Genomic DNA, 24,845 nt, shown 5'->3' with positions numbered 1-24,845 from the left:
CAAATAACGGATATGTACTCGGTCTGATCCAACATCCTGGTCGGCTGTCAGGCCGCCATCGGGGGCAAGCCCCCTCCCACAGGGTCCCGCGGTATACCGAAAAGTTGTGTAGATACTCATGCCCCTCCCACAGTTTAGTTTTGTGTTGGGTTGACGATCACAGTGCAGGTAATCCCGGCCGCCAACAGCACGCCCTCCGGCACTTCATCAATGTGAATCCGCACCGGCACACGCTGCGCCAACCTCACCCAGTTGAACGTCGGGTTCACATCGGCAATCAGCTCACGGCTCTCGGGGTTGTCGCGGTCGTAGATGCCACGGGAGATGCTTTCCACGTGACCCTTGAGTGTCTCGCCACTCATCAATTGCATATCGGCTTTATCCCCGACGTTGACGTGGGGCAGCTTGGTTTCTTCAAAGAAGCCATAGACCCAGAACGAATTCATATCCACCACAGCCATCTTCGCTTCACCGATACGCGCATAGTCGCCGCGATGCACGTTGAGGTTGGTGACGTAGCCATCCACTGCCGCCAGCACACGGGTACGTTTCAAGTTGAGTTCAGCGGCCTCCAGTTGCGCCAGGGCGTGCTGATAATCGGCCAGGGCCGAGTCGGCGATATTACTGGCGTCGTCGCGGTTTTCCCTGGAGATCACCAGGGCGTCGAGGTCAGCGCGGCGGTGGGCGTTGAGCTTGCGCATCTCCCAGGTAGCCTTGCGTGAAGCCACCAGCGATTGCGCCTGCTTGACCGCGATGCGGTAGTGCTCGGGGTCGATCTGCATCAGCAGGTCGCCTTTTTTCACCAGTTGGTTATCGCGTACCGGCACGTCCACCACTTCGCCGGTAACGTCCGCCGCGACGTTGATGATGTCGGCGCGCACGCGGCCGTCGCGGGTCCATGGCGTTTGCATGTAGTGCACCCACAACGTGCGGCCAATCCAGATCGCGAGGGCCAGCACCAGCAAGGTCGCGAGCAGGCTGAAAAACTTTTTCATCGGGGCATTCTCAACGGTAGACGCTCAGCGCCAGGGCGCCGAACAGGCAAGCGAACAGGCTCAGGCGCAACAGCGCCGGGTGCCAGAAAAACCGGTACAGGTCGAACCCGGCCAGAAAGCGATCAATCGCCCAGGCCAGCCCGGCGGCGATCAGGAACATCAGGGTCATGGTCGGCATATAGATGCCATGAAATGCGATTTCACGAGGCATTCGAGGCTCCTTTGAGGGCCGCCAGCGGCGATTGCGGGTCGAGCAACGAGGTGCGGATAAAGTGCAGGTAGCTCTTCACCCGGCGCAGGGCTGAGGTATCGAAGTGCGGGGCGAAAGGTTCGTCGGTGGCCTGCACGCGGCTGATCGCATGGTCGACGGCGATCAAGCCGCGCTCCAGGTTGCTGGCGCTGGGTTGCAGGAACAAGCGCACCAGCGAACGGCCCATCACGCGGATTGCCTGGCGCCACGGCTGGGACTCGGCATAGGCCGGATGCACCGGCAGGATCGCCTGCTCCTTGCGCAACTCGATGATTGCGTGGCCGACCTCCAGCACCACGAACATCCAGCGCAGCAGGTCGCGTTGCACCTGTGGCTGGCCGGCCGCGAGGCCATAAGCCTGGTGCAGCAGGTCGCGGGTACGGCTTTCAAAACTCGACGCCAGGCCCTTGAGCTTGCCGCTGATCGCATACACCACTTGCTCACGCAGGTCCTGCTCCAGGCGGCGCCACAGCCAGCGACTGTTGGGTGGCAGGATGATCGCCCCCGCCGCCGCGCACACCAACATGCCGATGACCATGGCGATGTAGTCGTTGATAAAGGTGTAGGGGTTGTAGACCGTGAGGTTATCCGGCACCGAGCCGGTGCTGAAGAAAATCAACAGGCCCACGCCGACACCGGCGTACTGCGGGCGGGAGGAGAGGAAAGCACCGAAGATGATCACCGGTGCGAGCATCACGCACAGCAGCGGGAAGCCGTCGATCCAGGGGAACACGAAGAACATTTCGACAAAGCCGACCAAGGCGCCGATCAAGGTGCCGCAGGCCATCTGGAACGCCATGCGCTTGGGGTTGGGTGTGGCAGCGGAGAGGCCCACCGTGGCCGCCGCGATCAAGGTCATGGTCGCGCCGCTGGGCCAGGCGGTGGCTACCCAGTAACTGCCCAGCACGATCAGGATAAACGAGGCCCGCACCCCGGCGGCGGCGCAGGCCAGCCAGTTGGTTTTTGGCGTATAGGCTTCGTGCCAGTCTTCCCGCGCATGGCGGTGGTCAGCCAGGGACGCGTGGGTTTGCGCGTAGTTGTGCAGGTCGTCGACGAAGCGGTACAGCAGCTCGTAGGCGGTATGAAAGTCCAACTGCTCGGCTTCGGTCGGGTTACCGTCCTGGAAGCTCGCCCGCAGGCTGCGCACCTTGGCGGGCAGGTCGTCCTTGTAGGCGCTCAGTTGATTGACCAGGCGCGTGGCATCCGGACTGGTGAGGGCGCGACCGGAGAAGCTGTCGAGCACTTCGGCCAGGTCTTGCAGGCCGGGTTTGATCGCTGCGACCACATGATCGGCCTCATCGGCACGCAAGCGTTCAAGCAACTGGTGCAAGGCGTTGAAGCGCGTGGTGATGCTCATGAATTCGCTGTTGAGGCGACTGAGCCGCCCGTTGCGTCGGCGCATGTGCGGGTCTTCGAACACGGTGACGCTGCGCAGCCCTTCCAGGCCCACGGCTTCGGCGATAAAGCGCACGTTACTGGCCTCGAACCCTTCGCGTTGGCTGCGCCCGCGCAGGCCGTCGGTGACGAACAGCGCGAACACGCCAAAGCGCTGGTACAGCGCGTTGCGCATGGCGGCGCTGGAGGTCTGCGGGAGGATGGCGGCGCTGACCACTGTCGAGCACAGAATCCCCAGAGAGATTTCCAGCACCCGCCACACCGCTGCCATAAAGGCGCCGTCCGGGTGAGCCAGCGCCGGCAGGCCGACCATCGCGGCGGTGTAGCCGGCAAGCACAAACCCATAGGCGCGGAAGTTGCGGTTGCGCGTAGCGCCAGCGGTACAAATGCCCACCCAGATCGCCAGCGCGCCGAGGAACAGTTCGGTGTTCTGTGCAAACAAGGCGATCAACAGCACCATCACCGCCGAGCCTGCCAGGGTGCCGAGGAAACGGTAGAAACTCTTGGCGAACACCTGGCCGCTCTGGGGCTGCATCACGATAAACACAGTGATCATCGCGGTGCGCGGTTGCGGCAGTTCCAGGCGCATCGCCAGCCACAGCGTGAGGAACGCGGCGACCAGTACCTTGAAGATATACACCCAGGTCACGCCGTCGCTGCGTGCCCAGTCGAAAAAGCCACGGCGCCACTCAAGGGAATGCAACCAGCGCAGCGGTGCAGGCAAGGAAGTCATCGAATCCTACTCAGTGGTCGAACACGGCAAGTGCCGCCGGGGTCTTGCTCGGGAGGGTCTTGGTATCCAGGGGCACATCGTTGCCGGCACCAAGGCCGCCGCCCAATGCCGTTACCAGTTCGGCATGGGCACTCAGGCGCGCCGCCTGCACCTGTTGCTCGACCTGTTGCTGACGGAACAGCAGGGTCTGGGCGTTGAGCACATTGAGGTAGTCGGTGAGGCCACGCTGGTAGGCGATCATGGCGATGTCGTAGGTCTTCTGCGCCGAGGCCACCGACTGCGCGGCGAAAGCCGACTGCTTGTCCATGGACTCGCGGCGGATCAACTGGTCGCTGATGCCCTTGAGCGCATTGACCAGCGTCTGGTTGTACTGGGCGACCGCGATGTCATAGCCGGCACTGGCTTCGCCCAATTGAGCACGCAGGCGGCCGCCATCAAAGATCGGCAAGGTGATCGCCGGACCGACGTTGTAGTTGAATTTCTTGCCAGCCAGGAACTCCAGCATACCGCCGCCCGTGGCCATGTAGCCGAGGCTGCCGACCAGGTCGACGTTGGGGTAGAAACCGGCGTGGGCCACATCGATGCCACGGGCCTGGGCCGCCACCTGCCAGCGGCTGGCGACCACATCCGGGCGTTGGCCGAGCAGTTGCGCAGGCAGGCTTGAGGGCAACTTCAATGGCGCGGCCAGGGCCAGGGTCGGGCGTTGCAACTGCGCACCCTCGCCCGGGCCTTTACCGGCCAGCGCCGCCAACTGGTTGCGGCTCAGGGCGATTTCCTCGTCCAGGGCATCCAGTTGGCGATGGGTTTCCGGCAGCGGGGTTTCGGCCTGGCTGACGTCGAAGTGGGTGCCGATCCCGGCGTTAAGGCGTTTGTTGGCCAGGTCGAGAATCTGCTGTTGCTGGGCCAGGGTGGCCGCGGCGATATCGCGGTCGGCGTAATGCAACGACAACTGGATATAGGCGCGCACCACGTTGTTCTGCAGTTCGAGCTGGGCCTGACGTGCTTCGGCAGCGCTCATGTGCGCCAGGTCGACCGCACGTTCGGTGCTGTTGCTTTCCCGCCCCCACAGGTCGAGGGCATAACTCAGACCCAGGGACGAGTTGTTATCCCAGGTGTTGGCGCCGCTCAATTCGCCGGGGCCGTAGAACTGATCTTTCGGCCAGTTGTGGCGCTTGAGGGTGGTGTCGCTGTTGATCTGCAACGACTCGGCCGACTCCGCAACCCCGGCCAGCGCCCGCGCTTGCCGCACGCGTGCGGCGGCCACGGCCAGGCTGGGACTGTTCTGGGTGGCGAGTTCGACCCAACGGTTGAGCTGCGGGTCGCCGTAGGCTTGCCACCATTGGGCGGTGGGCCAATGGGCATCCTGGGAGGCGTCTTGAATGGCTTCATCGGTGGCCAGGGTATTGGCGTTGAGGGCCTGGCCTTGGGGGGCAATTCCTCCGGTTCCGATGCAACCGCTGATGGCTAACGATAAGGCCCAAACACTGAGAGTCTTCAGCTCTCTGCTGATGCGACGCGGCACGGCAAGCGAATTCCTGAGAGGTGTTGCGCAAGAGGTGGCGCAATTCTAGGCGGCGGCATGGAGGACGATAAGCTGGCATTCCTGTGAATCTTTGTTACCGTTCAGGCGATAATCCGTTGGTAGGGATCACTGGTCGGCGTAACTTTCTGTCACAATTTGTCATCTCCCTTGAGAACACTCCATGGACACTTTGCAAAACATGCGCGCTTTCAGTTGCGTGGCCGAAGCCGGCAGCTTCACCGCCGCCGCCGTGCAACTGGACACCACCACGGCCAATGTCTCGCGCGCGGTCTCCAACCTTGAGGCCCACCTGCAAACCCGCTTGCTCAACCGCACCACCCGGCGTATCGCGCTGACCGAGGCCGGTAAACGCTATTTGCTGCGTTGCGAGCAGATCCTCGCCTACGTCGAAGAAGCCGAGGCCGAGGCCAGCGACGCCCACGCCCGCCCTGCCGGGCAGTTGAAAGTGCACACCATGACCGGGATCGGCCAGCATTTCGTCATCGACGCGATTGCCCGTTACCGCCGCACCCACCCCGACGTGACCTTCGACCTGACCCTGGCCAACCGCGTACCGGACCTGCTCGACGAGGGCTACGACGTGTCCATCGTGCTGGCCAGTGAACTGCCGGACTCGGGTTTCGTGTCCCAGCGCCTGGGCATCACCTACAGCATTGCCTGTGCTTCCCCGGAATACGTCAAGGCCAAGGGCTGTGCACAGCGGCCGCAGGATTTGCTCAACCATGCGTGCCTGCGCCTGGTCAGCCCGGTGATCCAACTGGACAAATGGACCTTCAACGGGCCTGAAGGTCAGGAAAGCGTGGCGATCAACAGCTCGCCGTTCCTGGTCAACTCGGCCGACGCGATGAAAACCGCAATTACCAGCGGCATGGGCGTAGGCCTGCTGCCGGTGTATGCCGCCATCGAAGGGCTGCGCAACGGCACACTGGTGCGGGTGATGCCGACCTACCGCTCCCAGGAACTGAACCTGTACGCCATCTACCCTTCGCGCCAATACCTGGATGCGAAGATCAAGACCTGGGTGGAGTACCTGCGTGGTTCGTTGCCGGAAATTCTGGCGGCGCACCAGGCGGAGCTGGTGGCGTATGAATTGAGCGGTGGTTTAGGTGGTGCTCGCTTGAGTAATTGAGCCAGGCATGCGGTGACTGGTTTTGAACAGGTCACCGTATGCCTTGATAGGACGCATCATCTGACGGTGAAGGTCGTCCACTCAGAGGTTTCTTTGCCATCGATGAAGTAAAGACAAAGACCAAGCTCGTTTTTATGCAACTTTTCAATCTTTTCCTTGGGTACGGTAACAACGTAAGGTTTCACCTCTATCACTGTAACGGTCTCGTTATAGTCGCCATCCGAAGGCGTATTGCTGAACAAATATAAAACGAACTCCTGACCCTCCAGCATAGTGTCGTAATCCACCCCAACCTTCAGCCCCGTCCCAGGTACATGGTCGACGAACAACTCGCCATTGACGATCAATTCGATTGTGGGAGCCTGCGGCAAAGCCTCGTCAGGCTCGTTGCGTGTTTTACCAGCGGCTAAAAAATCCCTGATTCGCTTTATCTCATCGTCGATATTCATAAGAGTGATCTCCTGTTTAACAAAGGCATCAACCCCTGCCTTGAAAAACGAGAATAGGCGCTCACGTATTGGCCGAACAGCTCGTAGTTTTCACAGTTGACAGGTATTAAAACCAATGGAAGAGAAGCAGGACCGATCAAAACCCTGCAAAATTCTTATCGGGAATGTTAGCGTGCTTGGCATTCTTCCGTAGTCGACGAGCCCGCCTGCCATGAAAAAGACTGTCCTGGCCTTCAGCCGCATCACCCCACCGATGATCGAACGCCTGCAACAGGATTTCGAGGTGATCGTGCCCAACCCCAAACTGGGTGATATCAACGCGCAGTTCAACGACGCCCTGCCCCATGCCCACGGCTTGATCGGCGTGGGCCGCAAGCTGGGCCGCGAACAGCTTGAAGGCGCGAGCAAGCTTGAAGTGGTGTCCAGTGTATCGGTGGGCTACGACAACTACGACGTGCCGTACTTCAACGAGCGCGGCATCATGCTGACCAACACCCCTGATGTACTCACCGAAAGCACTGCCGACCTGGCCTTTGCGTTGCTGATGAGCAGCGCACGCCGGGTGGCCGAGCTGGACGCCTGGACCAAGGCCGGTCAGTGGAAAGCCAGCGTCGGCGCGCCGTTGTTTGGCTGCGATGTACACGGCAAGACCCTGGGCATCGTCGGCCTGGGCAATATCGGCGCGGCCGTGGCCCGGCGTGGGCGCCTGGGTTTCAACATGCCGATCCTGTACAGCGGCAACAGCCGCAAGACCGCGCTGGAGCAAGAACTGGGCGCGCAGTTCCGTAGCCTGGACCAGTTGCTGGCCGAGGCGGATTTTGTCTGCCTGGTGGTGCCATTGAGCGACAAGACCCGTCACCTGATCAGCACGCGCGAATTAGGCCTGATGAAGTCCAGCGCGATCCTGATCAATATTTCCCGTGGGCCGGTGGTGGATGAACCGGCGCTGGTCGAAGCCCTGCAAACCCAGAAAATTCGCGGTGCCGGGCTGGATGTGTATGAAAAGGAACCGCTGGCCGAATCGCCGCTGTTCCAGTTGAGCAATGCCGTGACCCTGCCGCACGTCGGTTCGGCCACCGGTGAAACCCGCGAAGCCATGGCCAATCGTGCTTTGGATAACCTGCGCAGCGCACTGCTGGGCCAACGCCCGCAGGACCTGGTGAATCCCCAGGCCTGGAAAGGCTGATACATAACCCAATGTGGGAGGGGGCTTGCTCCCGATGGCGGTGGGTCAGTTGTACATCTGCTGACTGACACGCCGATATCGGGAGCAAGCCCCCTCCCACATTAGCAGTGCCCGACACAAAATCCGGTTAAAGCCCAGGCCAGCCGAGTCGATAACCTTCCATAGATGATCGTCATCCCTGATCCACAGAAGGTTTTTATGTCCACCACCAAAGCCCGCGCAGACTCACTTTCGCTTCTGCTCTTTACCCTGCGCAGCGGCAAGCTGATGGCCATCAACCTGTTGAAAGTCAGTGAAATCATCCCCTGCCCGCCGCTGACCAAGCTGCCGGAGTCCCACCCGCACGTCAAAGGCATTGCCACCTTGCGCGGCACCTCGCTGTCGGTGATCGACTTGAGCCGCGCCCTCGGTGAAATGCCCTTGCAAGACCCGGACGGCGGCTGCCTGATCGTCACCGACGTCAGCCGTTCCAAGCAGGGTTTGCATGTGCAGGCAGTGAGCAAGATCGTGCATTGCCTGACCACCGACATCCGCCCGCCACCCTACGGCTCCGGGGGCAACCGTGCATTTATCACTGGGGTAACCCAAGTGGAAGGTGGCCTGGTACAGGTGCTGGATATCGAGAAAGTCATCCACGGCATCGCCCCGGCACCGATTGAAACGGCGCCGACCGACCTGACCATGGAAGAAGCCGAAGTGCTCGGCAACGCCCGCATCCTGGTGGTGGACGACAGCCAAGTGGCCTTGCAGCAGTCGGTACACACCCTGCGTAACCTTGGCCTGACCTGCCACACCGCGCGCAGCGCCAAGGAAGCCATCGATGTGTTGCTGGAACTGCAAGGCACGGGCGAGCAGATCAATGTGGTGGTGTCAGATATCGAGATGTCCGAGATGGACGGCTACGCCCTTACCCGCACCCTGCGCGAAACCCCGGATTTCAAGGACCTATACGTGCTGTTGCACACTTCCCTGGACAGCGCGATGAACAGCGAGAAAGCCCGCCTGGCCGGTGCCGATGCGGTGCTCACCAAGTTCTCCTCCCCGGAGCTGACCAAGTACCTGGTCATCGCCGCGCAAACCGTGGCACAAAAGGGCCTGTAAGCAGTGGCCGAGTATTTCCAGCTGCTGCGTCGCGACCTCACGGGCAGCCTGCCCGCTCCGCAGTGGCCAGCGAATACGCGGCTGGATCATTACCGGGATGAATTGGCCCCGGCGATCCATGCCGTGTTGCGCATGACTCAAGACCAGGGCGGAGGCCGTGTCGCCAGCCTGGATGAATGGCGCCGACAGTTCGTGACCGATGCCGAGTGCGACCCGACGTTGTGCCTGGTCGCCATTAACGCCGACGGCATTCTCGGTGTCGCCCAGTGCTGGACCAGCGCCTTCATCAAGAACCTTGCGATACATCCTTGCGCCCAGGGCCAGGGGCTGGGGCGCGCCTTGTTGCTGCACAGCTTTCAGGTGTTCAAGCAGCGCGGCGAACCTTATGTCGACCTCAAGGTGCTGGAAAGCAACCTGCGTGCCCGGCAACTGTATGAAAGTGCCGGCATGAGATTTGTCCTGCGCGACACTGTGCCCAAGGGCTGACAACCCCTGGCGCATAACTTGCTTCCAGAGTGCCGAGCGGTCGATAGAGGTAAAAAACCCGTCACCCCTCAAGCGTGCCCTCTGACCTAGCCTGGTGACAGATCCGCCATGAACACTCAGTTTTCTTGCGTAGGTTGCGGCAAATGCTGCAGCGACCATCACGTCCCCCTGACCCTCGCAGAAGCCCGTAGCTGGGCGGCGGACGGCGGTAACGTCATCGTCCTGGTCGAGGGTTTCCTCGGCAACGGCCTGGGCCTGCCCCTGCAACAACGTGAACACGCCGAGCGCCGATCGGTGATGGTGCCCAGCGGCACTACCGAGGCGTTTGTGGCAATCACCTTTGCCGCCTATAACGCCGGACGCTGCCGGAATCTTGACGAAGACAACCTTTGCCGTATCTATGAACGACGCCCACTGGTGTGCCGGATCTACCCGATGGAGATCAACCCGCATATCCCGCTGAACCCGAGTGCCAAGGATTGCCCGCCAGAATCCTGGGAACAGGGCCCGGCTTTGATCGTCGGTGGCGAGTTAATGGACAAGGAACTGGCTGAACTGATCGGCCGCTCGCGCCAGGCCGACCGTGATGATGTACAAACCAAGGAAGCGGTGTGTGCGTTGCTCGGCATTCGTACCACAGCACTCAAGGGCGACGGCTTTACCGCCTACCTGCCCGATATGCAGGCGTTTGCCCAAGCTGTCGAGCAGGCAGTGGTCCAGCCGAGCATGGCCAATGAATGGGTGTTCCATGTATCCGGTATGGACATCGCCGAACAACTGCTGGACGCCGGGGCGCAGATTGCCACCGAAGTGCCGGCCAACTATGCGTTTATCTCGTTGCGGGCTGCCTGACCGCCGACGGGGATTTGACTGAGTCTGCTCCCGCATTGAGATCTATCGCGATCATGGAGTGGCAGGCGCTACATCCAGACCATAGGGCTGGAGGATGCGTTGGTATTCGCCGTTTTGCATCAGCTGTTCAAGCGCATGGTTCAGCTCATTGCGCAGTGCGGTATCAGGTTTGCGTACCGCGATAGCCACGCTGTTGCCCAACAGGCCCGATGACACCACAGGCCCCAGGAAACCGAAGTCCAGGCCGTCGGCTGTGTCGAGCAGCGCCTCACGGATCTCCACGGCACCTTGCAAGGTCGCATCGATATCACCCGACACCAGGCTCTGGATCAGTTGATCGTTGAGCCAGAAACTTCTGATGATCACCCCCGCCGGTGCCCACTGCGAGAGCGCAAAGGCTTCACGATTACTCCTGACCAACACCCCGACGCGCTTGCCCTTGAGCGAGCGCCGGCCAGGGGTCAAGCCTGAGCCTTTACGACCCACCAGGCGGGTGGTGATCGGGTAGAGGTCATCGGTAAAACTTACCCGTTGTCGGCGCCGACATGTCGGCGCCATACCCATGATCGCGTCGAACTGCCGGGCTTCGAGGGCCGGAAAATTTTCCATGACGACTTGGTCAACCCAGATACAGCGCACGTTGAGTTGTTCGCACAAGGCATTGCCCAGTTCGATGTTCAGCCCCACCAGTTGCCCTTGCGGGTTGCGGCTTTGAAAGGGGGGAAAATGCGCGGCCACGGCGAAACGGATCTCGCGCCGCGGTTGAACGTCGCCCGCAACGGCAGTCGTCGAGAGCAAGAAGGCAAGCACTGCACAGAGGTGTATCAGGGCCACGGGAACGTCCTTTTCCGGAAAGCTTACTCACTTCGTCCCGATGGAGCGTCATCGGGACGAAGCAAACGCTGTGCAAGCTTTCAAGAATCGACCGCGGACCTACAAGTAGAAATATCGACAGGCGACGTAGGCAACAGCCTATAACGCGAGCTTCGATTTAGCCTTAACGTTTACCCATCGAACGGCGCGTGCCTGGAGGTGCCATGCCTGGGGTCTTGGTATGGCCGTTCTTGGCGCCACCTTTGTACCAGGGCTGGCTGGCGTTTTTGGCGCCTGCCAGTTCACCCGGCTTGAAGGGGAACTTGAACGCCGGGATCTCGGCTTTTTCAGCACTGTCGGCGGTGGCCGAATCAACGAGGTCGGCCGCTTCAACAGGGGGTTGGGTGGGGGAAGTCATAGGGGCTCCGGCACAGCTATAGGTGTAAAAACGCGAGTATACGGGGCCGAGGCTGCCAGCAGTAACTTCAAGCGACAGGCTCACACAGCCTAACTGTCACGGCTGTCAGTTTGCCGTCACCGTGCTGACGGTGAAACAGCGCTATAAAGCAGCTTTCCAAACTCCAACGTGCAGTTTGCGCCGGCGCCCTCCTATGCAGATCAAACGAAACATGGCCCTGATAGTGGGAGCCCTCCTGATACTGGCTGTCGCAGCCTGGGCATTGACCCGGCCGGTCAAAGCACGGCTGGCGGCGCCTACCGCCATTCCCGTGCGGGTGGTGAGCGTGACGCAACAGGATGTTCCGCGGTTTGTCAGCGGCATCGGCTCGGTGCTGTCGTTGCACAATGTGGTGATTCGCCCGCAGATCGACGGCATCCTCACCCGATTGCTGGTCAAAGAAGGTCAGTCGGTGAAGGCCGGTGACCTGCTGGCGACCCTCGATGACCGCTCGATCCGCGCCAGCCTCGACCAGGCCAAGGCGCAACTGGGTGAAAGCCAGGCGCAGTTGCAAGTGGCACTGGTCAACCTCAAGCGCTACAAGGCACTGAGCATTGACGACGGCGTATCAAAGCAGACCTATGACCAGCAGCAGGCATTGGTGAACCAGCTCAGGGCCACCGTGCAGGGCAATCAGGCTGCGATTGATGCTGCTCAGGTACAACTTTCCTACACCCAGATTCGCTCCCCCGTCAGTGGTCGCGTGGGCATTCGCAGTGTGGATGAAGGTAATTTCCTGCGCATGAGCGACACCCAGGGGTTGTTCTCCGTCACCCAGCTCGACCCGATCGCCGTTGAGTTCTCCCTGCCGCAGCAGATGCTGCCGACCCTGCAGGGCCTGATCGCGGCGCCAACCCCGGCCAGCGTTGACGCCTACCTGGGCGCCGATACCGACGGCGACACCGGCCACCTGCTCGGCGAAGGCCACCTGAGCCTGATCGACAACCAGATCAGCTCCACCACTGGCACCCTGCGGGCCAAGGCCGAGTTCAACAACCCTGCGCAAAAGCTGTGGCCGGGGCAACTGGTGACCATCAAGATCCAGACGGCCCTCGACAAGCATGTTCTAGTAGTACCACCGACCGTAGTACAGCGTGGGCTGGACGCGCACTTCGTGTACCGGGTCAACGGTAATAAAGCAGAAGTGGTGCCGGTACAGGTTGCCTATCAGGACAGCGAGATCAACATCATCACCGGCGTGCAGGCCGGGGACGTGCTGGTCAGCGACGGTCAGTCGCGGCTCAAGGCCGGCGCCCAGGTGGAAGTACTCAAGGAGCCACCACAGGTGATCCAGACCGCTGACGCCACGGTGCAACCATGAGCGGCAGCCGTTCTCCCTCGGCCTGGTGCGTTGATCACCCGGTCGCCACCCTGTTGTTGACGTTTGCCTTGGTACTGCTGGGGGTCATCGCCTTCCCACGCCTGTCCATCGCCCCGTTGCCGGAAGCGGAATTTCCGACGATCCAGGTCACCGCGCAACTGCCCGGTGCCAGCCCGGACACCATGGCCTCATCAGTGGCCACGCCCCTGGAAGTGCAATTCAGTGCCATCCCCGGCGTGACCCAGATGACCTCCAGCAGCGCCTTGGGCTCAAGCCTTTTGACGTTGCAGTTCACTCTGGAAAAAAGCATCGACACCGCCGCCCAGGAAGTCCAGGCCGCGATCAACACCGCCTCCGGCAAGCTGCCCAGCGATATGCCGAACTTGCCGACCTGGAGAAAGGTCAACCCGGCGGACAGCCCGGTACTGATCCTCAGCGTCAGTTCAGGCAGCATGCCCAGCACCGAGCTGAGTGATTACGTGGAAACCCTGCTGGCGCGCCAGATCAGCCAGATCGACGGCGTCGGCCAGATCAACATCACCGGCCAGCAACGCCCGGCGATTCGCGTGCAGGCCTCCCCCGACAAACTCGCGGCCATCGGGCTGACCCTCGCCGACATACGCCTGGCCATTCAGCAGTCGAGCCTCAACTTGGCCAAGGGCGCGATCTATGGCGAGAACAGCGTCTCGACTCTGTCGACCAACGACCAGCTGTTTCACCCCGAAGACTACGGCCAGTTGATCGTTTCCTACAAAGACGGCGCACCGGTTCAACTGCGCGATATCGCCAACGTCATCAATGGTTCGGAAAACGCCTACGTGCAAGCCTGGTCCGGCGATACGCCAGGGGTCAACCTGGTGATTTCGCGTCAGCCCGGCGCCAACATCGTCGAAACCGTCGACCGCATCCAGGCCGAACTGCCGCGCCTGCAAGGCATGTTGCCGGCCTCGGTGCAGGTCAGCGTATTGACCGACCGCACCAAGACCATCCGCGCCTCCCTGCATGAAGTGGAAATGACCCTGCTGATCGCCATCCTGCTGGTGGTGGCGGTGATGGCGCTGTTTTTGCGCCAGCTCTCGGCGACACTGATTGTGTCGGCCGTGCTGGGTGTATCGCTGGTGGCCAGTTTTGCCCTGATGTACGTGATGGGGTTCAGCCTGAACAACCTGACCCTGGTCGCTATCGTGATCGCCGTAGGCTTTGTGGTGGACGATGCGATTGTGGTGGTGGAGAACATCCATCGGCACCTGGAGGCTGGCCTGGGCCAGCACGAAGCGGCGATCAAGGGGGCCGGCGAAATCGGTTTTACCGTGGTGTCCATCAGCTTCTCGCTGGTGGCGGCGTTTATTCCGCTGCTGTTCATGGGCGGTGTGGTCGGGCGGTTGTTCAAGGAATTCGCGCTGACGGCCACTTCGACCATCCTGATTTCGGTGGTGGTCTCGCTGACATTGGCGCCTACCCTGGCCGCCTTGTTCATGCGCGCACCGAGCCATCCTGCCCACGCCAAACCCACCTTCAGCGAGCGCCTGCTGGCCGGCTACGCGCGCAACCTGCGCCGGGCACTGGCGCACCAACGCAGCATGGCGGCGATCTTCGTGGTGACCCTGGCCCTGGCTGTGGTCGGTTATGTGTTTATCCCCAAGGGTTTCTTCCCGGTGCAGGACACAGGTTTCGTGCTCGGCACCAGCGAGGCGGCGGCCGATGTGTCCTACAAAGACATGGTCGCCAAGCACAAGGCCCTGGCGGACATCGTCAAGGCCGACCCGGCGGTGCAGGCGTTTTCCCACTCGGTGGGCGTCACCGGCAGCAACCAGACCATCGCCAACGGGCGCTTCTGGATTGCCTTGAAAGATCGCGGTGATCGCGACGTGTCCGCCAGCCAGTTCATCGACCGCCTGCGCCCGCAACTGGCGAAGGTGCCCGGTATCGTGCTGTACCTGCGCGCCGGCCAGGACATCAACTTGAGCTCCGGCCCCAGCCGCGCCCAGTACCAATACGTGCTCAAGAGCAACGACGGCCCGACGCTCAACACCTGGACCCAACGCCTCACCGAGAAACTGCGCAGCAACCCGGCGTTTCGTGACCTGTCCAACGACCTGCAACTGGGCGGCAGCATTACCCACATCAACATCGACCGCCAGGCCGCGGCCCGCTTCGGCCTGACCGCCACCGATGTCGACCAGGCGCTGTACGACGCCTTCGGCCAGCGCCAGATCAACGAGTTTCAGACCGAGATCAACCAGTACCAAGTGATACTCGAACTGGACAGCCAGCAACGCGGCAAGGCCGAAAGCCTCAACTACTTTTACCTGCGCTCGCCGCTGACCAACGAAATGGTGCCGCTGTCGGCACTGGCCAGGGTCGAGCCGCCCAGCGTGGGGCCATTGTCCATCAGCCATGACGGCATGTTCCCCGCCGCCAACCTGTCGTTCAACCTGGCGCCCGGCGTGGCCCTGGGCGACGCGGTGATCATGCTCGACCAGGCCAAGAGCGACATCGGTATGCCGAGCACCCTCATCGGCAACTTCCAGGGCGCGGCCCAGGCGTTCCAGAGTTCGCTGGCCAGCCAACCGTGGCTGATCCTCGCAGCGCTGGTGGCGGTGTACATCATCCTGGGTGTGCTGTACGAGAGTTTCGTGCACCCACTGACGATCATTTCTACCTTGCCCTCGGCGGGCCTGGGGGCGCTGATCATGCTGTGGCTGCTGGGCCAGGACTTTTCGATCATGGCCTTGATCGGCCTGGTGTTGCTGATCGGCATCGTCAAGAAAAACGGCATTTTGATGATCGACTTTGCACTGGAGGCCCAGCGCATGCGCGGGCTGACGCCGGAGGATGCAATTTATGAAGCCTGCGTCACGCGGTTCCGACCGATCATCATGACCACCCTCGCCGCCCTGCTCGGCGCGGTGCCCTTGATGCTGGGCTCGGGCCCGGGGGCGGAACTGCGTCAACCGCTGGGCATTGCGGTGGTGGGAGGCTTGCTGGTGAGCCAGGCGCTGACGCTGTTCACGACTCCGGTCATATACTTGTACCTTGAACGGACTTTCCACAGGCCCAAACCAGCGCTGGCGCTGGCGACCACACACTGAGGCGGTCATGCGCGTCCTGATTATTGAAGATGAAGAGAAAACCGCAGACTACCTGCACCGTGGCCTGACAGAGCAAGGCTACACCGTCGATGTGGCACGCGAAGGCGTCGAGGGCCTGCACCTGGCGCTGGAGAATGAATACGCGGTGATCGTGCTCGACGTGATGCTCCCCGGCCTGGACGGCTTTGGCGTATTGCGGGCGTTGCGCGCCCGCAAGCAGACGCCGGTGATCATGCTCACCGCCCGCGAGCGCGTGGAGGACCGCATTCGCGGCCTGCGTGAGGGCGCCGATGATTACCTGGGCAAGCCGTTTTCGTTTCTTGAGCTGGTGGCGCGCCTGCAAGCCCTGACCCGCCGCAGCGGCGGCCATGAGCCGGTGCAGGTAACCGTCGCCGACCTGTGGATCGACTTGATCAGCCGCAAGGCCAGTCGCAACGGTGTACGCCTGGACCTGACCGCCAAGGAGTTCTCGCTGCTCAGCGTGTTGGCGCGGCGCCAGGGAGAAATCCTGTCCAAGACCGCGATTGCCGAGATGGTCTGGGACATCAATTTCGACAGCGATGCCAACGTGGTGGAAGTGGCGATCAAGCGCCTGCGCGCCAAGCTCGACGGGCCGTTCGAACACAAGCTGCTGCACACTATTCGTGGCATGGGCTATGTGCTGGAGAACCGCAGTGTCGGCTAACTCCATCGCCCTGCGCCTGAGCGGCATGTTCACCCTGGTGGCGCTGCTGATCTTCGTGTTGATCGGCGGCGCGCTGTACCAGCAGGTGGATCGCGGCCTGGGGTTGTTGCCGGGCGCCGAACTGGATGCGCGCTACAGCGTGCTGGAATCGTCGGTGAACCGCTTCGGCACGCCGGAGCATTGGGTCAAGATAAAGTCCAAGCTCAAGCTGCTGGGGGAAGAGGACAAGCGCATTCGATTCTGGGTGGTCAGCAGCGACCCGAGCTATGAATATGGCGAGCCGGACGCGCAAATCCGCGCCTTTGCACAGGGCCCGACGGGCAAGCGCGACCTGCGCCTGCCCGGCCACGCTTATCCGTTCAAGGTGCTGGTCAGCCAGTTTGCGGCCAAGGACCAGCGCCCGGCGTTGCGCTTTATGATCGCCATCGACACCGAAAACTTCCGCGCCACCCAGCATCATTTGCTGGTGGCGTTGATCAGCCTGGCAATGGTGGGTGTGGTCATGGCCGCGCTGCTGGGTTTCTGGGTTGCGCGCATCGGCTTGAAGCCACTGGAAAAGCTCTCCGACGAAGCGCGCAAACTCGCCCCGCCCAAACTCTCCGGGCGCTTGCAATTGTCACCGCTGCCGCCGGAGTTGAGCCTGTTCGTCAATTCGTTCAATGCCACTCTCGACCGCGTGGAACAAGCCTACTCGCGCCTGGAATCGTTCAACGCCGACGTGGCCCATGAACTGCGCTCGCCGCTGACCAACCTGATCGGCCAGACCCAAGTCGCACTGACACGCGGGCGTTCGGCCGAGCACTATTTCGAGGTGTTGCAATCGAACCTGGAAGAGCTGGAACGGCTGCGCTCGATCATCAACGACATGCTGTTCCTCGCCAGCGCCGACCAGGGCAGCAAAGCCACCAAGCTGATCGAATGCTCCCTGGCCGATGAAGTGGCCACCACCCTCGATTACCTGGACTTCATCCTCGAAGACGCTCAGGTGCGGGTGCGGGTGCACGGTGATGCCCGGGTGCAGATCGAAAAGGCCCACCTGCGGCGTGCGCTGATCAACCTGCTGAGCAATGCCGTGCAACATACCGCGCCCGGACAGGTTATCAACGTGCACATCCAGGTGCAGGGGCAACAGGTAGCGATTGGCGTGACCAACCCGGGCGAGGCGATCGCCAGCGAACACTTGCCACGCCTGTTCGAACGTTTCTACCGGGTGGATGCATCACGCAGCAACAGCGGGGCCAATCACGGGCTGGGGCTGGCGATCGTCAAGGCGATTGCGTTGATGCATGGCGGGGACGTGTTTGTGCGCAGCGAAGGCGGTGGCAATACCTTTGGTATCACCCTTCCGGTCTAAACAACTCGGTCAAAAATGTGGGAGCTGGCTTGCCTGCGATAGCATCACCCCGGTGCGCCTGGCATACCGAGGTGTCTGCATCGCAGGCAAGCCAGCTCCCACAGAAGATCCTATCGCCCACACTGTTGCGATTTGGGCAATAGTTATTATCTTGTTACACTCTGTATCGCACCGCTCGCCTGCGTTACTTTGACGCATCGATGAGCGCGACGGCAAAGGCAGCTGACCCGCTTACCCGAATTTCCCTCGACTTATTTCCAGGGCTCTACACTGGGAATCTGTCTTAAAGCCGCTGACTTCAGCGGCTTTTTTTTGCCGTGAAAAAAGGCCGGGCACACCCCACGACACTGGCCGTTCATGATTGACCAAAGGAGCTCCACCGGTGAAGAACTCGCTGACGTTCACCCCGTTATTCCTCGCAATCGCAGCAACGATCATCCCCCTTGCCCACGCGGCGGACGCCCCGCCCGACGAAGGCTTCGTCGAGGGTTCGCACCTCACGGTCAACACCCGCAACTACTACATGAACCGCGACCGTCGTGACATCCATATCGATGACAGCAAGGAATGGGGCCAGGGCTTTATCGGCACCTTCGAGTCCGGCTACACCCAGGGCACCGTCGGCTTTGGCCTGGACGTCAACGCCATGCTCGGCCTGAAGCTCGACGGCGGCGGCGGCACTGATGGCTCCAGCATCCTTCCCTACGGCAGCGGCAACGGCAAGGCACCGGGTTCGTTTTCCACCGCCGGCGGCACCTTGAAAATGCGTGCCTTCGATACCGAACTGAAAGCCGGCGACCTGTTCCTCAACAACCCGGTGATCGCCGGCGGCATGACGCGCATGTTGCCGCAGACGTTCCGGGGTGTAAGCCTGACCAACCACAGCTTTGACGGTTGGATGATCGAAGGCGGCCAGGCCAGCTTCACCAAGCTCTACAACCAGAGCGGCCATCGGCGCATCGGCACCAGCTACGGTGCATTGCCGGCCAATGCCGACAGCCAGCACCTGGACTGGGCCGGCGTGTCGTTCAGCGGCATTGCCGGGCTGACCAGCAACCTGTACGCCTCCGAGCTCAAGGACGTATGGCACCAGTACTACTACGACCTCGAATATACCTACGCCCTCAATGATCTGGTCAGCCTGACCCCCGGCCTGCACTACTACCACACCCAGGACACCGGCCAATCGCTGCTGGGTGATATCGACAACAACACCTACAGCCTGCATTTCACTGTAGGCGTGGGCAACCACAGCGTCACGGCCACCTATCAGCGGGTCAACGGCGACACGCCGTTCGACTACATCACCCAGGGCGACAGCGTGTACCTGGACAACTCCCAGCAGTACTCGGACTTCAACGGCCCCAACGAGCGCTCCTGGAAGCTCAAGTACGCCTACGACTTCGCCGGCCTCGGCGTGCCGGGGCTGACGTCTGCCGTGTCCTACATCAGCGGCAAGACCGACCTGACCAAGGTCGACCCCAACAGTCGTGGCTACAGCAGTTGGTACAGCGCCGACGGCAAGGACGCCAAGCATTGGGAACGGGATATCGACGTGAAATATGTGGTGCAAGGCGGTAAAGCCAAGGACCTCGCGGTGCGCCTGCAATGGGCGACCAATCGCGGTGGCAATGGCTACTCGGCAGTGGATCGGGACGTGGATGAGTACCGCGTGATTATGGATTACCCGATCAACGTCTTCTGACAGCGTTCCTAATGTGGGAGGGGGCTTGCTCCCGATGGCGTTGGGTCAGTCAACCTATTATTGACTGACACTCAGCTATCGGGAGCAAGCCCCCTCCCACATTTGGTTCTGCGACCTATTCCAGAGTTACTACTAAGCTATTGGCAACCCCAAAGCAGAAGTGCGTCCGATGAGCCCAAGCCTTACCCGCCCTGACCGCCGCCCTGAGCGCCTGCTTATCCTGGGCAGCACGCTGACAGTGTTGCTGATCGTGGGAGTCGTCACGGCGCTGCTGATTCGTGAACACGCCAATACCTTGCAGACGGCCAAGCGCACCGCCAATACCATCACCCAATTGATCGACGCCGACGTGTTGCGCAATGTCGAACTCTACGATGTGGGCCTCAAGGGTTTGATCGCCGCGACCGAACGTACTGACCTGCAGGATGTATCCGCGAGTATCCGTCAGTTGGTGCTGTTCGACCGCTCCGCCGCCGCGCCATACAAGGGCGATGTCCTGTTGCTGGATCCCACCGGCGAGGTGATTGCCGACTCGTCACTGCTCACGATCAAGCCCGGCAACTTCGCTGATCGGGACTATTTTCAGGTTCACCGCCAGAATCCGGACGTGGGGTTGTACATCAGCCGTCCGTTCATGGCCCGCTGTGTGTGCGATGACCAATGGCGCATTGCTTTCAGCCGCCGCGTTTCGTCACCGGACGGGCGCTTCCTGGGAGTGGCCGTGGCTTCCATGCGTCTGTCGTACTTCCACCAGCTGTTCACCAGCCTGAATATCGGCAGCAACAGCACGATCAACCTGCTCAACCACCAAGGCATCCTGCTGGCGCAAGAGCCTTTGCTGGAAGCGGATATCATCAATAAGGACCTGAGCCAACGCCCCAACGTCGCACGTATGCTGCGTGAACGGGACGGCAGTTTCCAAAGCATCTCCAGTGTCGACCATCAGGCACGCCTTTACAGTTTCTCCAATGTGGGCAATTTGCCATTGATCGTTGCGGTGGCCCTTTCCAGTGATGAAGTGTTCGCGCCCTGGCGGCGTGCGGCGTGGCTGGTCAGTCTTGCGACGGGGGTATTATGTGTGGGTCTGTTGTGGCTGACCTGGGCGCTGTGCATGGAATTGCGCCGTCGCCATCGTGCTGAGCAAGTGCTGTCAGAACTGGCAGCCACCGACGCCCTCACCGGCCTGGCCAACCGTCGTACTCTGGACGAGCGCTTGCGTATGGAATGGGACCGTGCGCAGCGCTCAACCGAGCCGCTGACTGTGCTGATGATCGACGTGGACCACTTCAAGGCCTTCAACGACCGCCACGGCCATCAGGGTGGGGATGATGCGTTGCGGGCAGTCGCGCAGGTAATCAACAGCACTATCCGCCGCCCGGCCGACCTGGCCGCGCGTTATGGCGGTGAAGAGTTCGCCGCGGTGCTGCCCCATACCGACGCCAAGGGCGCCTGGGTGATCGCCGAGCGTATCCGCCAGAGCGTTCAGCATTTGCCGCAGGTGGCCGGGGATGATCAGCCGATCACGGTGAGCATCGGCATGAGTACCTGGCACAAGCACAGCCGTATCACCCTTGAGGACTTGCTGCTCAAGGCTGACCAAGCGTTGTATGAGGCCAAGCACAGTGGGCGTAACCGCATTGTGGATGCGGCAACCCTTCCCATATAAAACGCCATAAAAAAAGGCCACCCGAAGGCAGCCTTTAAAAACTAAAGAAAGAGAGTTGTTACTTACACCGCCGCAACGGGACGCATGTAAGAGATCGGTGCGGTGCTGGCATCTTCGAAGGTCACGACTTCCCAAGCGTCTGTCTGCTCAATCAACTTGCGCAGCAGCTGGTTGTTAAGGGCGTGGCCCGACTTGAAGCCTTTGAACTCGCCTATCAGGCTATTGCCCAGCAGGTAGAGGTCACCGATTGCATCGAGGATCTTGTGCTTCACGAATTCGTCTTCGTAGCGAAGGCCGTCTTCGTTCAGTACACCATCCGCGTCGACCACAATGGCGTTTTCAACGCTGCCGCCGAGTGCGAGGTTGTGCTTGCGCAGGTACTCGATGTCACTCATGAAACCAAAGGTACGGGCGCGGCTGACTTCTTTTACGAACGAAGTGCTGGAAAAATCCACGCTTGCACTTTGGGTGCGGTCACGGAATACCGGGTGATCGAAATCGATCTCAAAGCTCACTTTAAAGCCTTCGAACGGGACGAAGGTGGCGCGCTTGTCGCCGTCTTCTACTGTCACTTCCCGCAGAATGCGAATGAACTTCTTGGCTGCGTCCTGTTCTTCCAGGCCGGCAGATTGAATCAAGAATACGAAGGGTCCAGCGCTGCCATCCATGATCGGGACTTCGGACGCGGAGAGCTCGACGTAGGCGTTATCGATGCCCAGGCCAGCCATGGCCGAGAGCAAGTGCTCCACCGTGTCCACTTTGACGTCACCGTTGACCAGAGTGGTCGACATCGTGGTTTCGCCAACGTTTTCCGCGCGAGCAGGAATCTGCACCACAGGGTCCAGGTCGGCACGAACAAACACGATGCCGGTGTCGACAGGTGCGGGCTTGAGGGTCAGGTATACCTTCTCCCCGGAGTGCAGACCTACACCTGTGGCACGGATAATATTCTTCAGGGTGCGTTGTTTAATCATGGCTTGGACCGCTTCAGCGCAAATTGCGAACTGGTATCAACAAAGGCTGGCGATAATAACAGACCAGACCTTTGCTGAACACCAATCACCTTCATAGCCCTGATACATTCCATTAATCGGCCTGACGACGCAGGAATGCCGGGATGTCCAGGTAGTCCAGATCATCTTGCGGATTCAGGCTACGGGATGCAGCAGCACCGGCCTGGGCCTGGTTGCGCATCACGGTCGGACGGTCCAGATCACGGTAGTTCACCGACGGCAGTTCCTGGCGAGCAGGTGCTGCAGCGGCCGCTGCCTGATTAGCCTGGCTGACCTGGCTGTTGTGCAGGGTGTTGTCGATGACCTTTACAGGCTTCTCGATTTTCGCACCCAGGCCGGTCGCAACCACGGTTACATGCAGTTCATCACGCATGTCCGGATCGATAACGGTACCCACCTTGACCATGGCGTGCTCGGACGCGAAGGCTTCGATGATGCTACCCACGTCGGAGTACTCACCCAGGGACAGGTCGGGACCTGCGGTGATGTTCACCAGGATGCCGCGTGCACCTTGCAGGTTCACGTCTTCGAGCAACGGGTTGCGGATGGCCGCTTCGGTCGCTTCGCGTGCACGGTTAGGACCGCTGGCGCAGCCAGTGCCCATCATCGCCATGCCCATTTCGCTCATGACGGTACGAACGTCGGCAAAGTCGACGTTGATCATGCCCGGACGCTTGATGATGTCGGAGATACCGCGAACGGCACCGGCCAGTACATCGTCAGCCTTGGCGAACGCAGACAGCAGGCTTGCGTCCTTGCCCAGGATGGTCAGCAGTTTCTCGTTGGGGATGGTGATCAACGAGTCGACGCTTTCAGACAGCAGACGGATACCTTCGTCGGCGATCTGCATGCGCTTGCGGCCTTCGAACGGGAACGGACGCGTCACGACCGCAACGGTCAGAATCCCCATTTCCTTGGCTACTTCGGCAATGATCGGAGCAGCACCGGTACCGGTACCGCCGCCCATGCCGGTGGTGATGAACACCATGTTGGTGCCTTGCAGCACTTCGGCAATACGCTCGCGGTCTTCCAGAGCGGCTTGACGGCCGACTTCCGGATTGGCGCCAGCGCCGAGGCCCTTGGTCACCGCTGTGCCCAATTGCAGGATGGTCCGCGCGCCGATGCTTTTCAGCGCCTGGGCATCAGTGTTGGCGCAGATGAATTCAACGCCTTCAATGTTGCTCTTGACCATGTGGTTGACAGCGTTGCCGCCGCCACCGCCGACACCGATTACTTTGATAACCGGGCTAGCGGGGATGTTGTCTACGAGTTCAAACATGTTCCCTCTCCTTTCGTTTTCTCTAGTTTTTTCGCCTACTGCTTACTGCGGGTGCTGCGGTGTCGCGGTAAATCTTTAGAAATTGCCTTTGACCCAAGCCTGCAACCGCTCGAACAACGGCGCTTTGGCTTCGTCGTCACTGCGGTAGCTGTCGCGGATGCTCGGGCCCGACAGGGAAATGCCATCGGTCTGCTTTTGCAGCCCGTACAACAGCAAGCCCACACCGGTGGAGTAAATCGGGTTGCGCACGACGTCGCCCAGGCCTTTCACGCCATGGGGCACGCCCAGGCGCACAGGCATGTGGAAGATCTCTTCGGCCAGTTCGACCGCGCCTTCCATTTTCGAGGTGCCACCGGTCAGCACGATGCCGGCCGGGATCAGATCTTCGTAGCCGCTGCGACGCAGTTCGGCCTGGATCAGGGTGAACAGTTCGTCGTAGCGCGGCTCGACCACTTCGGCCAGAGCCTGGCGCGACAGTTCGCGCGGTGGACGGTCGCCCACGCTTGGCACCTTGATGGTCTCGCCGGCACCGGCCAGTTTGGCCAGGGCGCAGGCGTAGCGGATCTTGATTTCTTCGGCGTACTGGGTCGGTGTACGCAACGCCATGGCGATGTCGTTGGTGACCTGGTCGCCGGCAATCGGGATCACCGCGGTGTGACGGATCGCACCCTCGGTGAAGATCGCGATGTCGGTGGTGCCGCCGCCGATGTCCACCAGGCACACGCCCAGCTCTTTTTCGTCGTCGGTGAGTACCGAGTAGGCCGAAGCCAACTGCTCGAGAATGATGTCGTCGATTTCCAGGCCGCAACGGCGCACGCATTTTTCAATGTTCTGTGCGGCGTTGACGGCGCAGGTCACCACGTGGACCTTGGCTTCCAGACGTACGCCCGACATGCCCAGGGGCTCGCGCACGCCTTCCTGGTTATCGATCACGTAGTCCTGCGGCAGGGTGTGCAGCACGCGCTGGTCAGCCGGGATCGCCACGGCCTGGGCGGCGTCGAGGACGCGCTCAAGGTCGGCCGAGCTGACTTCACGGTCGCGGATCGCCACGATGCCATGGGAATTCAGGCTGCGGATATGGTTGCCGGCCACGCCGACAAACGCCGAGTGAATCCGGCAACCGGCCATCAGCTGCGCTTCTTCGATGGCGCGCTGGATCGATTGCACGGTGGACTCGATGTTCACCACCACGCCCTTCTTCAGGCCCCGGGACGGATGCGTGCCAATACCGACGATTTCGATCGCGCCGTCTTCCCCAACCTCGCCCACCAGCGCCACCACCTTGGAGGTGCCGATATCGAGACCGACGATCATTTTGCCGCTTTGCACGTTTGCCATGGG

At 61.1% G+C, this 24,845-nt stretch carries 21 protein-coding genes; 11 read left to right on the top strand and 10 right to left on the bottom strand.

The annotated features are described in order from the left end of the window. Nucleotides 1-134 precede the first annotated feature (134 nt). The 4 genes from FW800_RS15770 to FW800_RS15755 are packed head-to-tail and all read right to left on the bottom strand — an operon-like array spanning nucleotide 135 to nucleotide 4,895. Entirely contained in the window at nucleotides 135-995 is an 861-nt protein-coding gene (locus FW800_RS15770; protein ID WP_032877703.1) for an efflux RND transporter periplasmic adaptor subunit, read from the bottom strand. 10 nt (nucleotides 996-1,005) lie between these two features. Beyond that, on the bottom strand, nucleotides 1,006-1,206 hold the full coding sequence (locus tag FW800_RS15765) for a DUF1656 domain-containing protein (RefSeq protein ID WP_005784982.1): 201 nt from the start codon (nucleotides 1,204-1,206) through the stop codon (nucleotides 1,006-1,008). Further along, nucleotides 1,196-3,373 carry an FUSC family protein gene (locus tag FW800_RS15760; RefSeq protein WP_032877705.1) on the bottom strand — a complete coding sequence of 726 codons (2,178 nt, stop codon included), beginning with the start codon at nucleotides 3,371-3,373 and terminating at the stop codon, nucleotides 1,196-1,198. Before FW800_RS15760 ends, FW800_RS15765 begins: the two co-directional genes overlap by 11 nt. 10 nt (nucleotides 3,374-3,383) lie before the next feature. After that, the gene (locus FW800_RS15755; RefSeq protein ID WP_248134872.1) at nucleotides 3,384-4,895 is read right to left on the bottom strand and encodes an efflux transporter outer membrane subunit; all 1,512 of its coding nucleotides are present in this window, start codon (nucleotides 4,893-4,895) and stop codon (nucleotides 3,384-3,386) included. A gap of 181 nt (nucleotides 4,896-5,076) precedes the next feature. Between FW800_RS15755 and FW800_RS15750 the strand changes: the two genes are divergently transcribed. Next, nucleotides 5,077-6,045, top strand: coding sequence for a LysR family transcriptional regulator (locus FW800_RS15750; RefSeq protein ID WP_032877708.1), 969 nt, complete (start codon nucleotides 5,077-5,079; stop codon nucleotides 6,043-6,045). Nucleotides 6,046-6,101: 56 nt separating this feature from the next. Here the strand turns inward: FW800_RS15750 and FW800_RS15745 are convergent, their stop codons facing one another. Beyond that, nucleotides 6,102-6,494, bottom strand: a complete 393-nt coding sequence (locus FW800_RS15745) for a hypothetical protein (RefSeq protein WP_078820319.1) — start codon at nucleotides 6,492-6,494, stop codon at nucleotides 6,102-6,104. 211 nt (nucleotides 6,495-6,705) lie between these two features. Between FW800_RS15745 and FW800_RS15740 the strand changes: the two genes are divergently transcribed. From FW800_RS15740 to FW800_RS15725, 4 genes are all read left to right on the top strand, one after another. Then, nucleotides 6,706-7,680, top strand: a complete 975-nt coding sequence (locus FW800_RS15740; RefSeq protein WP_216090763.1) for a 2-hydroxyacid dehydrogenase — start codon at nucleotides 6,706-6,708, stop codon at nucleotides 7,678-7,680. Between the two features lie 198 nt (nucleotides 7,681-7,878). Continuing rightward, nucleotides 7,879-8,781 (top strand): chemotaxis protein CheV, encoded by a 903-nt coding sequence (locus tag FW800_RS15735; RefSeq protein WP_005784972.1) that lies wholly within the window; start codon nucleotides 7,879-7,881, stop codon nucleotides 8,779-8,781. Nucleotides 8,782-8,784: 3 nt separating this feature from the next. Beyond that, nucleotides 8,785-9,267 carry a GNAT family N-acetyltransferase gene (locus FW800_RS15730; RefSeq protein ID WP_248131771.1) on the top strand — a complete coding sequence of 161 codons (483 nt, stop codon included), beginning with the start codon at nucleotides 8,785-8,787 and terminating at the stop codon, nucleotides 9,265-9,267. A 108-nt stretch (nucleotides 9,268-9,375) separates the two neighbouring features. Beyond that, nucleotides 9,376-10,119: a YkgJ family cysteine cluster protein gene (locus tag FW800_RS15725; RefSeq protein ID WP_103734610.1), complete on the top strand. Its 744-nt coding sequence runs from the start codon at nucleotides 9,376-9,378 to the stop codon at nucleotides 10,117-10,119. Nucleotides 10,120-10,170: 51 nt separating this feature from the next. Here FW800_RS15725 and FW800_RS15720 read toward each other — a convergent pair whose 3' ends face one another. Together FW800_RS15720 and FW800_RS15715 are read right to left on the bottom strand one after the other, a co-directional pair. Next, on the bottom strand, nucleotides 10,171-10,953 hold the full coding sequence (locus FW800_RS15720) for a transporter substrate-binding domain-containing protein (RefSeq protein WP_446437931.1): 783 nt from the start codon (nucleotides 10,951-10,953) through the stop codon (nucleotides 10,171-10,173). 163 nt (nucleotides 10,954-11,116) lie between these two features. Next, the gene (locus FW800_RS15715; protein ID WP_005784964.1) at nucleotides 11,117-11,350 is read right to left on the bottom strand and encodes a hypothetical protein; all 234 of its coding nucleotides are present in this window, start codon (nucleotides 11,348-11,350) and stop codon (nucleotides 11,117-11,119) included. Between the two features lie 193 nt (nucleotides 11,351-11,543). On the opposite strand from FW800_RS15715, the gene FW800_RS15710 reads away from it, so the two are divergent. The 6 genes from FW800_RS15710 (at nucleotide 11,544) to FW800_RS15685 (ending at nucleotide 21,212) form a co-directional block, all read left to right on the top strand. After that, the gene (locus FW800_RS15710) at nucleotides 11,544-12,710 is read left to right on the top strand and encodes an efflux RND transporter periplasmic adaptor subunit (RefSeq protein ID WP_446437930.1); all 1,167 of its coding nucleotides are present in this window, start codon (nucleotides 11,544-11,546) and stop codon (nucleotides 12,708-12,710) included. Continuing rightward, nucleotides 12,707-15,802 (top strand): multidrug efflux RND transporter permease subunit, encoded by a 3,096-nt coding sequence (locus FW800_RS15705; protein WP_446437929.1) that lies wholly within the window; start codon nucleotides 12,707-12,709, stop codon nucleotides 15,800-15,802. Before FW800_RS15710 ends, FW800_RS15705 begins: the two co-directional genes overlap by 4 nt. A gap of 7 nt (nucleotides 15,803-15,809) precedes the next feature. Beyond that, entirely contained in the window at nucleotides 15,810-16,487 is a 678-nt protein-coding gene (locus FW800_RS15700) for a heavy metal response regulator transcription factor (protein WP_005784958.1), read from the top strand. After that, nucleotides 16,477-17,841, top strand: a complete 1,365-nt coding sequence (locus FW800_RS15695) for a heavy metal sensor histidine kinase (protein WP_446437928.1) — start codon at nucleotides 16,477-16,479, stop codon at nucleotides 17,839-17,841. The genes FW800_RS15700 and FW800_RS15695 overlap by 11 nt, the downstream gene beginning before the upstream one ends. 382 nt (nucleotides 17,842-18,223) lie before the next feature. Beyond that, nucleotides 18,224-19,546 carry an OprD family porin gene (locus FW800_RS15690; RefSeq protein WP_446437927.1) on the top strand — a complete coding sequence of 441 codons (1,323 nt, stop codon included), beginning with the start codon at nucleotides 18,224-18,226 and terminating at the stop codon, nucleotides 19,544-19,546. Between the two features lie 169 nt (nucleotides 19,547-19,715). Next, entirely contained in the window at nucleotides 19,716-21,212 is a 1,497-nt protein-coding gene (locus tag FW800_RS15685; protein ID WP_446437926.1) for a diguanylate cyclase, read from the top strand. A gap of 62 nt (nucleotides 21,213-21,274) precedes the next feature. Here FW800_RS15685 and lpxC read toward each other — a convergent pair whose 3' ends face one another. The 3 genes from lpxC to ftsA all read right to left on the bottom strand — a co-directional run bounded on the left by lpxC (nucleotide 21,275) and on the right by ftsA (nucleotide 24,842). Then, a complete protein-coding gene (gene lpxC, locus FW800_RS15680; RefSeq protein WP_003171886.1) occupies nucleotides 21,275-22,186 on the bottom strand; it encodes a UDP-3-O-acyl-N-acetylglucosamine deacetylase in 912 nt (303 codons plus the stop codon). A gap of 112 nt (nucleotides 22,187-22,298) precedes the next feature. Continuing rightward, the gene (gene ftsZ / locus FW800_RS15675; RefSeq protein ID WP_005784951.1) at nucleotides 22,299-23,504 is read right to left on the bottom strand and encodes a cell division protein FtsZ; all 1,206 of its coding nucleotides are present in this window, start codon (nucleotides 23,502-23,504) and stop codon (nucleotides 22,299-22,301) included. A 75-nt stretch (nucleotides 23,505-23,579) separates the two neighbouring features. Next, a complete protein-coding gene (ftsA, locus tag FW800_RS15670) occupies nucleotides 23,580-24,842 on the bottom strand; it encodes a cell division protein FtsA (protein WP_003188682.1) in 1,263 nt (420 codons plus the stop codon). Nucleotides 24,843-24,845: the final 3 nt, after the last annotated feature.

The organism is Pseudomonas sp. 910_23 (assembly GCF_052850795.1).
Note: the sequence above shows the minus strand (reverse complement) of the source record. Positions and strands in the feature narration are given on the sequence as shown.

Coding starts and splice junctions, on each gene's coding strand:
- FW800_RS15735 (WP_005784972.1), top strand. CDS start 7,879: ATGTCCACCACCAAAGCCCGCGCAGACTCACTTTCGCTTCTGCTCTTT.
- FW800_RS15685 (WP_446437926.1), top strand. CDS start 19,716: ATGAGCCCAAGCCTTACCCGCCCTGACCGCCGCCCTGAGCGCCTGCTT.
- FW800_RS15705 (WP_446437929.1), top strand. CDS start 12,707: ATGAGCGGCAGCCGTTCTCCCTCGGCCTGGTGCGTTGATCACCCGGTC.
- FW800_RS15770 (WP_032877703.1), bottom strand. CDS start 995: ATGAAAAAGTTTTTCAGCCTGCTCGCGACCTTGCTGGTGCTGGCCCTC.
- ftsA (WP_003188682.1), bottom strand. CDS start 24,842: ATGGCAAACGTGCAAAGCGGCAAAATGATCGTCGGTCTCGATATCGGC.
- FW800_RS15710 (WP_446437930.1), top strand. CDS start 11,544: ATGCAGATCAAACGAAACATGGCCCTGATAGTGGGAGCCCTCCTGATA.
- lpxC (WP_003171886.1), bottom strand. CDS start 22,186: ATGATTAAACAACGCACCCTGAAGAATATTATCCGTGCCACAGGTGTA.
- FW800_RS15745 (WP_078820319.1), bottom strand. CDS start 6,494: ATGAATATCGACGATGAGATAAAGCGAATCAGGGATTTTTTAGCCGCT.
- FW800_RS15750 (WP_032877708.1), top strand. CDS start 5,077: ATGGACACTTTGCAAAACATGCGCGCTTTCAGTTGCGTGGCCGAAGCC.
- FW800_RS15740 (WP_216090763.1), top strand. CDS start 6,706: ATGAAAAAGACTGTCCTGGCCTTCAGCCGCATCACCCCACCGATGATC.
- FW800_RS15765 (WP_005784982.1), bottom strand. CDS start 1,206: ATGCCTCGTGAAATCGCATTTCATGGCATCTATATGCCGACCATGACC.
- FW800_RS15760 (WP_032877705.1), bottom strand. CDS start 3,373: ATGACTTCCTTGCCTGCACCGCTGCGCTGGTTGCATTCCCTTGAGTGG.
- FW800_RS15725 (WP_103734610.1), top strand. CDS start 9,376: ATGAACACTCAGTTTTCTTGCGTAGGTTGCGGCAAATGCTGCAGCGAC.
- ftsZ (WP_005784951.1), bottom strand. CDS start 23,504: ATGTTTGAACTCGTAGACAACATCCCCGCTAGCCCGGTTATCAAAGTA.
- FW800_RS15715 (WP_005784964.1), bottom strand. CDS start 11,350: ATGACTTCCCCCACCCAACCCCCTGTTGAAGCGGCCGACCTCGTTGAT.
- FW800_RS15700 (WP_005784958.1), top strand. CDS start 15,810: ATGCGCGTCCTGATTATTGAAGATGAAGAGAAAACCGCAGACTACCTG.